Annotated in this window: 12 protein-coding genes; 10 read left to right on the plus strand and 2 right to left on the minus strand. The window is 64.8% G+C overall.

Going from position 1 to position 12,109, the window contains the following annotated elements; translation table 11 throughout:
* The first annotated feature begins 138 nt into the window (after nt 1–138).
* The 4 genes from ACIPHM_RS01595 to ACIPHM_RS01610 all read left to right on the plus strand — a co-directional run bounded on the left by ACIPHM_RS01595 (nt 139) and on the right by ACIPHM_RS01610 (nt 4,640).
* Nucleotides 139–546, plus strand: a complete 408-nt coding sequence (locus ACIPHM_RS01595; protein ID WP_400323791.1) for a hypothetical protein — start codon at nt 139–141, stop codon at nt 544–546.
* Nucleotides 547–655: 109 nt separating this feature from the next.
* Nucleotides 656–1,633: an aliphatic sulfonate ABC transporter substrate-binding protein gene (locus ACIPHM_RS01600; protein ID WP_400323793.1), complete on the plus strand. Its 978-nt coding sequence runs from the start codon at nt 656–658 to the stop codon at nt 1,631–1,633.
* 291 nt (nt 1,634–1,924) lie between these two features.
* Nucleotides 1,925–2,302 (plus strand): hypothetical protein, encoded by a 378-nt coding sequence (locus ACIPHM_RS01605; protein ID WP_400323796.1) that lies wholly within the window; start codon nt 1,925–1,927, stop codon nt 2,300–2,302.
* Between the two features lie 97 nt (nt 2,303–2,399).
* The gene (locus ACIPHM_RS01610; RefSeq protein ID WP_400323799.1) at nt 2,400–4,640 is read left to right on the plus strand and encodes a TonB-dependent receptor; all 2,241 of its coding nucleotides are present in this window, start codon (nt 2,400–2,402) and stop codon (nt 4,638–4,640) included.
* Nucleotides 4,641–4,705: 65 nt separating this feature from the next.
* Here ACIPHM_RS01610 and ACIPHM_RS01615 read toward each other — a convergent pair whose 3' ends face one another.
* Complete coding sequence (locus tag ACIPHM_RS01615; protein WP_400323802.1) at nt 4,706–4,915, minus strand: 4-oxalocrotonate tautomerase family protein; 210 nt, start codon at nt 4,913–4,915, stop codon at nt 4,706–4,708.
* 138 nt (nt 4,916–5,053) lie between these two features.
* Here ACIPHM_RS01615 and ACIPHM_RS01620 point away from each other — a divergent pair, with 138 nt between their 5' ends.
* Together ACIPHM_RS01620 and ACIPHM_RS01625 are read left to right on the plus strand one after the other, a co-directional pair.
* On the plus strand, nt 5,054–5,524 hold the full coding sequence (locus ACIPHM_RS01620; RefSeq protein ID WP_400324300.1) for a substrate binding domain-containing protein: 471 nt from the start codon (nt 5,054–5,056) through the stop codon (nt 5,522–5,524).
* Between the two features lie 84 nt (nt 5,525–5,608).
* Entirely contained in the window at nt 5,609–6,874 is a 1,266-nt protein-coding gene (locus ACIPHM_RS01625; RefSeq protein WP_400323805.1) for an MFS transporter, read from the plus strand.
* Here ACIPHM_RS01625 and ACIPHM_RS01630 read toward each other — a convergent pair.
* Nucleotides 6,862–7,839 carry a LysR family transcriptional regulator gene (locus tag ACIPHM_RS01630; protein WP_400323808.1) on the minus strand — a complete coding sequence of 326 codons (978 nt, stop codon included), beginning with the start codon at nt 7,837–7,839 and terminating at the stop codon, nt 6,862–6,864. The two genes, ACIPHM_RS01625 and ACIPHM_RS01630, sit on opposite strands and share 13 nt — an antisense overlap.
* 105 nt (nt 7,840–7,944) lie before the next feature.
* On the opposite strand from ACIPHM_RS01630, the gene ACIPHM_RS01635 reads away from it, so the two are divergent.
* The 4 genes from ACIPHM_RS01635 (at nt 7,945) to ACIPHM_RS01650 (ending at nt 12,083) form a co-directional block, all read left to right on the plus strand.
* Nucleotides 7,945–8,610: an HAD family hydrolase gene (locus ACIPHM_RS01635; protein WP_400323811.1), complete on the plus strand. Its 666-nt coding sequence runs from the start codon at nt 7,945–7,947 to the stop codon at nt 8,608–8,610.
* Between the two features lie 11 nt (nt 8,611–8,621).
* A complete protein-coding gene (locus ACIPHM_RS01640) occupies nt 8,622–9,779 on the plus strand; it encodes a DSD1 family PLP-dependent enzyme (protein ID WP_400323814.1) in 1,158 nt (385 codons plus the stop codon).
* Nucleotides 9,780–9,920: 141 nt separating this feature from the next.
* On the plus strand, nt 9,921–11,009 hold the full coding sequence (locus tag ACIPHM_RS01645; protein ID WP_400323817.1) for an LLM class flavin-dependent oxidoreductase: 1,089 nt from the start codon (nt 9,921–9,923) through the stop codon (nt 11,007–11,009).
* Nucleotides 11,010–11,069: 60 nt separating this feature from the next.
* Nucleotides 11,070–12,083, plus strand: coding sequence for an ABC transporter substrate-binding protein (locus tag ACIPHM_RS01650; RefSeq protein ID WP_400323820.1), 1,014 nt, complete (start codon nt 11,070–11,072; stop codon nt 12,081–12,083).
* The last annotated feature ends 26 nt before the right edge of the window (nt 12,084–12,109 follow it).

The following is a 12,109-nucleotide window of genomic DNA, read 5'->3' on the forward strand; positions in this document are numbered from 1 at the left end:
TGACAGTCCTGCGAATTTCCATGGTTTGCGACGGTGCGCTGTGCCTGCTCAGTCACGCCGCGCTACCATGTCGGACCCCGTGATATCGCACGCGCTGATCCGTTGCAACGACGGCACTCAGGCAATCGGACACCCCACATGAGTCATCTTCCCTACCTAGATCATGCCGCGCTCGTCGCTCTCGCCGAGTCGGCCGGCATCGTTGCTACCACTTGCCAATGTACGAAGACGCCGCTCGACGGTTGGGCGAGTCTTCCCAACTCCCTGCCTGACACGCAGCTCGAAGCCATCGGCACATTGCTGGCACAGCACGATGCCGAAGAGCCGACGTTCAGCGAATACCATCCGGACGGCACGTCGTACTGGGCCGTCGACGCCCCCATCGCGCCGCGCTACTTCCCATACAACCGCGCGAACGTCTGCCGATGCCGGGAATGCGGCCGCCTCTATCTGCGTTATCAGGAAGGCGGGGGCTACTTCGTCGATCAGCGCATCCGGCTCGTGAACTCCGCGTTGATCGTGGACGCACCCGCCGACGGCGTATGACGTTGGACGCGCCACCATGAATATCTAAAGCAGAATCGCTTCGTTGCCCACGCGGAACCGGCCCGGATAATCCGTCCCAATCAGCCAATTCCAAACGGGGGCAACGTCCATGAAACCGCTCAACCACCTCTCACGCCGCCAATTCCTCAACGCGCTGGGCGCCACTGCGGCCTCTCTCGCACTGCCCTCGCTGTCCGCCCACGCGGCTTACGAGCCCGGCAAATTCCGCATCGGGTATCAGAAAGCCGCCAGCACGCTGGTGCTGGCCAAGGCCAATGGGTCGCTCGAAGCGCGTCTGCGCCCGCTTGGCGTGGAGGTGACATGGGCCGAGTTTGCGGCGGGTCCCCAGTTGCTCGAGGCGTTGAACGTCGGGGCCATTGACTTCGGTTACGTGGGCGAAGCGCCGCCGGTCTTCGCGCAAGCCGCTGGGGCCGACTTCGTCTATAGCGCCTACGAAATTCCGACGCCGCTCGCCGAAGGCGTGGTCGTCGCCAATAGCTCACCGATCAGGACGGTCGCCGATCTGCGGGGCAAACGCGTGGCCTTCAATAAGGGCTCTGACGTCCACTGGTTCCTCGTCGCCTTGTTGCGCAAACACGGCCTGGATTACGGCGACATCAGTCCTGTGTTTCTCGCACCGGCCGACGCCCGTGCCGCGCTCGAGCGTGGAGCGGTCGACGCCTGGGCCATCTGGGACCCGTTCCTCACGGCCGTCATCGATCAAAGCCCCGTGCGTCTGCTCGCCAATGCCGAAGGTGCAGCGGATCACCATCAGTTCTTCCTCAGCCAGCGCGCCTTTGCGGAAAAACGAGGCGACGTGATCAAGGCGACGCTCGACTCGCTGAGCCAGACCGGTCAGGAAATTCGCGGCGACTATGCTGCCGCCGCGGCCAAACTTGCGCCGATTCAAGGCCTCGACGCGAAAATCATCGAGAAAGGACTGCGTCACTACGCCCACATCTACAAGCCGGTCTCGGAACCGGTGTTGGCCGCGCAGCAACGTATTGCCGACACGTTCCTTCAACTCAAACTGATCCCGCGCCCGATACGCGTGGCCGACGCAACGCTGCGCCAGCCGCTTGCCTGACACGCCCGACGTGCCCAACGCTTCAAGTCGGGCACAGATCCCGCGACAAATCCCAGCACAAACCTCGGTATTCATCCCGACGCAGCCCCGCCGCCATCCCGTTTTTCATCCGGCGTCTGCGTCGCGGCACTCTCCCGTTCGGCTTTCCAACTTGGCAAAGCCACCGCGAATGTGACAGAATTCGCAACTCAGTTGCATTGCAATTGAGTTGCGTTTAACTGTCTGCGCGGCGCCGCAACGCGCCGTGGCTCCCTCGTTCTCTCGTTTTTACGTCCCAATCCTCTTCGGCTCATGCATCGCCGCTGGCTTCCTCTATGGCTGATCGTCTGCGTGCTCGTCTCGCAGATTGCGCTTGCGCGGCACGTGGTGTTCCACACGGCGGCCGCGCTCGCGGCTGCCTCGGCCACGGGGCCGGTCGCGTCGTCAGTCGACCCGGCGCACCAGCATGCACTGCCGGACTCGCCGGACGGGGATGAGAACGGCATCTGCGAGCAGTGTCTCGCGTTCATTGCCGTGGACGTGGCGCTGCCGGCGCTACCTGTCTTCGCGTCGCTCCCGCTCTCGCGCGGGTGGCATTACCCGCCTGCTGCGCCAGTGCATGTGCGCTCCGCATCACGCGGACCCACGCGTAATCGCGACCCGCCCCGCGCCTCAGTGCCGTTTGTCTGAATCAGAACATTCGCCGTCGCAGGTCGCGGCTCGCCAACGTTGGCGAGTCTGCCACCGGTCGCACGGCGTCCACACGCTAAGCACACTGAGGTCCGGCATGTCTGCCCGCTCCAACCGTTTTTCCCGTTCCATTCGCGCCACCCACGCTCCCCGCTCCGTCCGCGCCACCCGCTTCGGCACGTTCACCCGTCACGCTCTCGCCTCCGCGGCGGCGTGCGCATTCGTCGTCAACGCACACGCACAGGTTGCATCGCCGCAAGCCGGGGGCAACACCGCCAATAGCGACGCCAACGTCTCGCTATCGGGCACGACCGTCTCCGCCAAGCGACTCGACGCTGCACGCAACGCGCTCTCGCCCGACACCGGCAGCTCCGTCTACAACTTCGACCAGACCGATATCCAGACGCTGCCCCTTGGCACGAATACCCCGCTCAATCAGGTGCTGTTGCAGGCACCGGGCGTGGTGCAGGACTCGTACGGTCAATTGCATGTGCGCGGCGACCACGCCAATCTGCAATACCGGATCGACGGCGTAATCATTCCGGAGGCGATCAGCGGCTTCGGTCAGGCTATCGACGCGCGCATTGCTTCGCAGATCAACCTGATCACCGGCGCACTCCCGGCGCAGTTCGGATATCGCACGGCGGGCATCGTCGACATTCACACCAAGGGCTCGCCTGGCCTCGATGACGACACCGGCGAGCCCCCCAAGGCTTTCGGCGGCGAAGTCGGCGTCGTGTTCGGCAGCCACGCGGACCGCGAGGTCAACACTCAGTTGTACGGCACCAAGGGCGCGCTCAGCTATTACTTCAGCGCGCGCGTGTCGGCCAACGACATGGGGATCGAGAATCCGACGGGGGACCGCAACGCGATTCACGATCACACGAACCAGACGAACGCGTTCGGCATGATGTCCTATCTGCTGAACCCCGATAACCGTGTCTCGTTCATGTTCGGCACGGCCAACAACCGCTTTCAGATTCCGAACCTGCCGGGCGTCTCCCCGCAGTTCACGCTGGACAACGGCACGATCCCCGACTCGGCGAGCCTCAACGCGCATCAACGCGAACTCACCGACTTCCAGGTGCTGTCGTGGCAGAGCCATGTATCGCCGCAACTCGACACGCAGATCTCGCTGTTCCATCGCACCAGCCGTGTGGATTACACGCCGGACCCGATCGGCGATCTGGTCTACAACGGCGTTGCTTCCAACATCACGCGTCGTAACGAGGCTTACGGCATTCAGGCCGACAGCAGCTACAAGCTGACTGACCGTCACACCTTGCGCTTCGGTCTGTTCGTGCAGCAGGAGCATTTCAGCGTCGATAACACGTCGAACGTGTTCCCTGCCGACGACAGTGGCGCGCAGACGAGCGGCACGCCGATCACCATCGTGGACAATTCCAACGATCGCGGCACCACGTACGGGCTGTATCTGCAGGACGAATGGAAAGCGACCGATCGTCTGACGATCAATTACGGCGCGCGCTACGACCACGTCAACACCGTCACGAACGAGGGGCAACTCTCGCCGCGCCTCGGGCTGACTTACGACCTGACGAGCCGCACGCGCGTACACGCGGGCTATTCGCGCTACTTCACGCCGCCGGCCACGGAGAAGATCGATACGACATCGGTCGCGAAATTCCTGGGCACCACCAACGCGCTGCCCTCTGACGCCAACACCGCCGTGCGCGCCGAGCGGTCGGACTACTTCGATCTGGGGATCTCGCATCAGTTGACGTCGTCGATCACGGTAGGCCTTGACGCCTACTACCGTCGCGTCAACCACTTGCAGGACGAAGGCCAGTTCGGCAATGCGCTGATCTACTCGACGTTCAACTACGACAAAGGCCGCATCTACGGCCTGGAAGGGACGGTCAACTATCGTCAAGGCAACCTCGGTGCGTATCTGAACGTGGCGCTCTCACGCGCGATGGGCCAGGGCATCGAGACGGGCCAGTTCAATTTCGGCGCCGACGAGCTCGCCTACATCAGCAATCACTGGGTGCATCTGGACCACGACCAGCAGGTGACGGCGTCGGCCGGGGTGTCGTATCAATGGGGTAAGACGCTGTTCTCGACCGACGCGCTCTTCGGTTCGGGCCTGCGCAGCGGCTTCGTCAACAGCGAGCATTTGCCGGCGTACTTCCAGGTCAACCTCGGTATCGGCCAGAAGGTCAACCTGCCGGGGTTGGGACGCTTCGACGCGAAGCTCTCGGTCATCAACCTCTTCGACCGCGTCTACGAACTGCGTGACGGCACCGGCATCGGTGTCGGCGCACCGCAGTTCGGCCCGCGCCGCACGTTCTATCTCGCGTTGTCCAAGCCGTTCTGACGGCAACGCCCCGCCGCCCGGTGTCAGGGCGGTGGGGCGCGCAGTGAGGCCGGCGGGCGTGTTCGTTATTCGTTCGCCGCCCTGCGACGAAAGTCAGTGGTCGTTTGCCCGGCGTAGCCCCAGTTATCCGTGTCGATTTCCTCGATCACGATATGCGTGAGATGCGGCGGTTTGTTCAACACGCGCTCCAGTGTCTCGGTGACTTCGCGAATCACCTGCGCCTTTTGCTCGACGCTGTTGCCCTCGCGGGTGATGAGAATGCTAACGAATGGCATGGCTGACTCCTGTGAATCCAACCGCTAGCGATCAGCGGCCTGCCGCGTAACCGCCGTCGACCGGCAGAATCGTGCCGGTCACGAACGCGTTCTGCACCAGATAGCGCACCGCCTGCGCGCCATCTCGAAGACGCGGCGCTGGTCGTAGTCGCCCATCCGAACTATCTCAAGCGCGCGGGAACGCCAAAGACGCCGGACGATCTGGCCGCGCACGAATGCATCGAATTCGACCTGCCGAGCACTGGACGCCCGATACCGTGGCTATTCCGCGCGGCAGGCGAGGACATCGAATTCCTGGCACGCGGTAGTTTTCGTCGTGCGGACGATGTGCTCGGCGGTGTCACGCTCGCCAAGGCGGGGGGCGGAATCTTCCAGACGTACCGGTTCAACGTCGAGGAGGATCTGGCCTCGGGACGCCTGGTCGAGGTGCTGCCGGACTACGCGGGACGCTCCCGCCCGGTGAGCCTGGTGTATCCGCACGGCAAGACACTGCCCTCTCGCGCCCGCGCCTTCGTCGATTTCCTGATGCAGACACTTGCGCACTCATCCGAGCCGCGCAAGAGTGTCGTACGCGCGCCAGAGGTACCCGTCGATACGCGCTCGGACTAGACTCGCAATATCCGTTGCAGCAGCGCCGGCAGTGCGCCGCCGATGGATGGCTAAATCGCGACATCGCGAAATTCAGAGGTTTGTGTGAATCCCCCGTCTCAGCCCGATACCCCCACCGCCAGCTACACAGAGCGCAACGCCGCCTACTGGCAACGCAATCTGGCGATCTGCGTCTTCGGCTCGTTTACCACGCTGGCCGGCCTGAGCATGTTGTTGCCGTTCCTGCCGCTCTACGTCAAACAACTCGGCGTGGAATCGGAGTCGGCGGTCATTCAATGGTCCGGCGTCGCCTTCAGTGCGACGTTTCTCGGCACCGCCGTGACCGCCCCGATCTGGGGCCATCTGGCCGACCGGTTTGGCCGCAAGCCGATGCTCATCCGTGCGGCGCTCGGCATGGTGATCGTGACATCGCTCATCGGCATTGCCCATAACGTCTATCAACTTGTTGCGCTGCGCCTGATGACGGGCCTGATCGGCGGCTATGCGTCTGCGTCGACGGTGATGATCGGCACGCAGGCGCCGCGCGACCGTGCGGGCTGGGCCTTGGGCGTGCTCTCGACGGGTGCGCTCGCGGGCAATCTGACCGGCCCCCTCGTCGGGGGCCTGCTCCCGCCCTTGCTGGGGATTCGCGGCACGTTCTTCGCTTGTGCCGGGATGATCTCGATCACCGCGCTGCTCACCATCTTCGGCTTACGCGAGAACTTCGACCCGGCGCGCGACGGCAAGCGGCGCACCGCGGCAGCGGCGTCGGGCGGCGTACCCAAGGCACACGCAGGCATCATCGCCGCCATTCTTTTCACCGGGATGATGGTGTTGCTCGCCAACATGTCGATCGAGCCGATCATTACCGTCTACATCGGTCAATTGGGCGTAGACAGCGCGCATCTCACGCGCGTGGCTGGCGTGGTCATGGCGAGTTCGGCGCTGGGCAGCATACTTACCGCGGCGAAGCTCGGCGCATTGGCCGATCGCGTCGGCAGTTGGCGCGTCATCGTCGGGTGTCTGATCGCCACGGCAGCCGTGATGGTGCCGCAGGCCTTCGTCACCGAGTGGTGGCAGTTGGCGGTCTTGCGTGTCCTGATGGGCATGACGCTGGCCGGTCTGTTACCCGCCATCGGCAAGCTCGCACGCAATGCGGTCGACGAGCGCAGCACCGGCAAGCTGCTCGGCTATTTACAGTCGGCGCAGTTCAGCGGGCAGGTGATCGGCCCCGTCATCGGCGGTCAGGTCGCAGTGATATTCGGGCTGCCGGCAGTGTTTTTCATGACGGCCGCCCTGCTGGTGCTTTGTAGCCTGCTTGCACACCGGGCGCGCACGGTCAGCGCGCGTCTTGCGCATCAACCCGCCTGACGCCGCGACCGGCGCGCCGGCACCGACGCCGCCAGCGCGTCTTCCAGAAACGCCATGAGCGCCTGCAATCGCGCCGTGCGACCTCGTCGCGTCGGCACGAGCAAGGTGACGGGGGCGCTGTCAAAGTCCCAGTCGGCCAGCACCCGCACGAGGCGTCCGGCGGCAACGGCCTCGCGGGTGTCCCACTCCGAACGCAACACCAGACCGAGCCCTTGCTCGGCCCACTCGCGCGCCACGCTGCCGTCGTTGGTGGTGTAGGCCGCGGCGACGCGTACGCTGTCGCGCGTCGTAGTGCGGGATGACGCACGCCGCGACGTCGTATCCGAGGCCCCGGACGACGTCTTCGTCCGCCGCCGAAAGCGCCACAACGTGGCGTCCTCATCGTTCTCCCGAAGACAAATGCACCGATGCTGCAACAGTGCGTGCGGGTCGTCCGGTGTGCCATGGCGTTGCAAATACGTGGGACTCGCGCACAGCCACCGGTCGTTCGGCGCGAGCGCACGCGCGATCCACGACGAGTCCCTGACCGTTCCCACATGGATGACGGCGTCCGAATCGTGCTTGTCCGGCCACGGTGTCTCGCGCAAGTCCAGTTGCAGTTTCAACTCGGGATGGAGCAGCCCGAAACCGGCCAGCACCGGCGCCACATGATGGCGGCCGTAGCCGAACGGCGCCGAAATCCGCAGCGAGCCGGTCAGCCGCTTGTCCTCCCGGCGAAACGATTCGGGCAAGGCATCGAGTTGCGCGAGCAGTGCCGACCCTTCACGCGCGAGGCGCTCCCCCTCGGCCGTCAGACTGAGCTGACGAGACGTGCGCGTGGCGAGCGCCAGCCCGAGCGTCGCTTCCAGTTTGCGCAAGCGGGCGGACAGTGCGGGCGGCGTCACGTTGAGCATGCGGGCCGCCGCACTGAGCGACGCCGACTGCGACAGCGCCTCGATCAGGCGCAGGTCTTCGATCTGGATCATTCACCTGAGCTTAATGTTTGATGTGCGGCAATTTAACCACGACACGGCCTATCCTTCCTACACTGCGTCCTGTCATCCCTTAAAAGCACAACGACAGAGGCCTCCATGTCCAACGCATCCCCCGCACCGAGCCACGCGTACCCGCGCGCCGTGCTCTTCGACCTGCTAACCGCGCTTCTCGACTCGTGGACCGTGTGGAATCGCGCCGCCGGCAGCGAAACGGCCGGCCGCGCATGGCGCGCCGAATATCTGCGCCGCACCTATGGCTGCGGCGCTTACGTGAGCTACGAGCAACTGGTGCGCGAAGCGGCGGCGCATACCGGTCTGCCGCTCTCGGCACCACAGGCGCTGGAAGCCGAGTGGCTAACGCTCCCCGCCTGGGACGGCGCACGCGAATTGCTGCAGGCGCTGCGCCCGCACTGCCAACTGGCGGTCGTCACGAACTGCTCGAAGACGCTGGGACATCAGGCGGCGGCGTTGCTCGGCATCGACTGGGATGTCGTCGTCACGTCGGAAGAAGCCGGCTTCTACAAGCCCGATCCGCGCCCGTATCGCATGGCGCTCGACCAGCTCGGTGTCGCCGCGAGCGATGCGGCCTTTGTCGCAGGCTCGGGCTACGACCTCTTCGGCACCTCGCAGGTCGGGCTGCGCACGTTCTGGCATAACCGTGTCGGCCTGACCCGCCCGGACGGCGCGCCCGCCCCCGACAGCGAAGCCCCGACGCTCGAACCCGCGCTCGACTGGATTCGCCACTTCAACACCACTGCCTGATGCACCTCGCCATGACCTCGATGCATAACGTCCCCCTCGCCGCGTTGCAGACGCTCGAGACGCCTGCCGCCGTCATCGACGTGCCGCGCATGCAGCACAACATCCAGCGCATGCAGTCGCGTATGGACTCGCTCGGCGTGCGCTTTCGTCCTCACGTCAAAACCAGCAAATGTGTGGAAGTGGCGCGCGCGCAAATCGACGCGGGCGCAACGGGCATTACCGTCTCCACGCTCAAGGAAGCCGCACGCTTTTTCGACGACGGCGTGACCGACATCCTCTACGCCGTGGGGATGGTCGCGAGCAAGCTGCCCGCAGCCCTCGCATTGCGGCGTCGCGGCTGCGACCTGAAGATCGTCACGGACAGCGTGGCCTCCGCACAGGCCATCGTGGCGTTCGGCGCGGAGTTCGGTGAGACGTTCGAGGTGTGGATCGAGATCGATACCGACGGGCACCGCTCGGGCATCCGTCCCGAAGAAGACGCCCTGCTCGATGTCGCGCGCGTGCTCCATGGGGGTGGCGCCACGCTGGGCGGCGTGATGACGCACGCCGGGTCCAGCTACGACTTCGACACCCCCGAAGCGCTCGCGGCCATTGCCGAACAGGAGCGCGCCGGTTGTGTGCTAGCCGCGACGCGTCTGCGCGAAGCCGGTCTGCCGTGCCCGGTGGTAAGCGTCGGTTCGACCCCGACGGCACTCGCCTCAGCCCACCTCGAAGGCGTGACCGAAGTCCGCGCGGGCGTGTACGTGTTCTTCGATCTCGTCATGCACAACGTCGGCGTGTGTACGACCGACGAACTGGCGCTCAGCGTGCTCACGACCGTGATCGGGCATCAGGCCGACAAGGGCTGGGCCATCGTCGATGCGGGCTGGATGGCCATGAGTCGCGACCGCGGCACGCAAAAGCAGAAACGCGATTTCGGCTACGGACAGGTTTGCCGCATCGATGGCAGCGTGCTGCCGGGCTACGTGTTGAGCGGTGCGAATCAGGAGCACGGCATTCTGTCTCGGGAAGGCGAGCCCGATGCCGATATCGTGGCGCGCTTTCCCATCGGCACCCTGCTGCGCATTCTGCCGAATCACGCCTGTGCGACGGGCGCGCAATTCCCCGAGTACCACGCGATCGATCCGGATCGCGACAGCGAGACGTGGCCGCGATTGCACGGCTGGTAAGCGGCGCTCTCACCGGCCGGCATCGCGCCTCTCGTCACAGATCCTTATGCCGCCATGCGGCATAACGAATCCCGATTTCCTTCGTTCACGGCGGGCCACGTGCCCGCTACGCTCGCGCTTTGCCTGTACTGGAGTGCATTCATGAGCGTAGAAATTATCGGGATGATCACGGCTGCGCCGGGGTCCGAAGTCGATCAACCCTCGGGCGCGGCCGTCGATCCCACGTTCATCACGCGCATGGCGCAGGCCCATGAGACCGCAGGCTTCGACCGTGCGCTGATCGGCTATTTCTCGAACGGCCCGGAAGGCAGCCTCGTGAGCAGCCATGTGGCCGCCGCGACGCAGCGCCTGGGCATTCTGCTCGCCTACCGCCCGGGCGTGATCGCCGCGCCGCTGGCCGCCCGCCAACTCGCCACTCTCGATCAATTCTCGCGCGGACGCCTCGCACTGAACGTCGTCTCCGGCGGCAACGATGCCGACCTGCGTCGCGACGGCGACTTCCTGGAGCACGACGCCCGTTACGGCCGCACCGACGAGTATCTCGACGCGCTAAAACGCATCTGGACCGCCGAGGGTCCGGTCGATTTCGACGGTAGGCACTACCGCTTCGAGCAGGCGTCGCCCGCCGTGCAGACGTGGCAAAAGCCGCATATTCCGATCTACTTCAGCGGCGCGTCCGACGCCGCCCTCGACGTTGCCGCTCGTCATGCGGACACTTACATGCTGTGGGGCGAACCGCTCGACGCCGTGGAATCGCTGATTACCCGTGTGCGCGCCGCGGCACAACGCCACGGTCGCAAGCCGCGATTCTCGATTTCTTTCCGTCCCATCGTCGCCGACACCGAGGCGCAGGCCTGGGAGCGCGCCGACGAAGTGTTGCGTCAGGTCAACGCGACGCGCGCGAGCCTCGGGTTGCGCACTGAAGCGCCCGAGAACGTTGGCTCGCAGCGACTGCTGGCTGCCGCGCAACGCGGCGATGTGCTCGACGAACGTCTCTGGATGGGCGTTGCCAAGGCCACCGGGGCGCGCTGGAATTCGACGGCGCTCGTGGGCACGGCCGAACAGGTCGCGAAGGCCCTCGGCCGCTATTACCAGCTTGGCGTCGACACGTTCCTCATTCGCGGCTTCGATCCGCTGGGCGACACGATGCGCTACGGCGAGACGCTCATTCCCGCCATCCGCCGGCATACCGCCGAGCTCGACCGGCTGCGCACATTGCAGGCGGCGTGAGTTCAGCGACCGCTTCCGTTACTCCACGTTTTCTCAATCGCTTTTCCTTACATAGGTGTCATGATGTTGCTGCGCTGGATTCGTCGCGCCCGCTTTGCTGTTCCGGCCCTCTCCCTGTCCGCCTTCACGGCGCTCGGTGTCATGCACACCGGCGCGGCACACGCGCAAGGTGTCACGTTGCGCGTCGGCGATCAGAACTACTACAACGTGCGCGCCTCCATGGAGGCCTCCGGGGCGCTCGAGGGCGCGAATTATCAGGTCGAATGGAAGCACTTCCAGTCGGCAGCGCCGGTCGCCGAAGGCCTCAACGCCGGGGCACTCGATCTCGGGTTTCTCGGTGACTCGGGTTTTCTGTTCCTCGCCGCGAAAGGCGCCCCCGTCAAGCTGATCGCCGTCTCGCGTCAGAACCCGGACACGATTGCGCTGCTCGTGCCGAAAGATTCGCCCGTGAAGACGATTCAGGATCTCAAGGGCAAGAAGGTCGCCTACTGGCCCGGCGCGTGGAGCCAGCAACTGACGCTGCGCGCGCTTGAGAAAGCCGGATTGCCGACGGACTACGTGCAATTCGTCAAACTCATGCCGGTCGATGCCGCCGTTGCGCTGCCCAATGGCTCGATCGATGCCTTCCCCGTTTGGGAGCCGTACATCTCGCAACAGGTGGTGCATAACGGCGCGCGCCCGATCATCACGGCCCGCAACCTGATGCCGGGCCTGAGCAGCGTTGCCGCGTACGGCCCGTCGGTGAGCGCGAAGCATGCGGCGATTGCCGACTTCCTCGTGCGTCTGCAAAAGGCGCGTGCATGGGTCGAGAGCCACAAGGAGGTCTACGCCGATCAGTGGGCGAAGAAAGCCGGTCTGGATCGAGAAGTGGCACGTCACTGGATCGGTCAGGCAGGCATGACGATCGACCCCGTCGACAAGCAAGCCGTGGCCGACTATCAGGGCACGAGCGACTTCCTGACGCAAACCGGAGCACTGCCGAATCGATTCGACGTGAGCAAGATCGTCGACACGTCGTTCACGCAAGTACTCGAGGCGAAGGGACAAGCGACGCGGCAGAGCGCGTCGCGTTGATGTTCGTTAGTCCTCGTTAGCCCCCC

The sequence above is a fragment of the Pandoraea sp. NPDC087047 genome (genome assembly GCF_044745225.1).
In the GTDB taxonomy this organism is placed as follows: Bacteria; Pseudomonadota; Gammaproteobacteria; order Burkholderiales; family Burkholderiaceae; genus Pandoraea.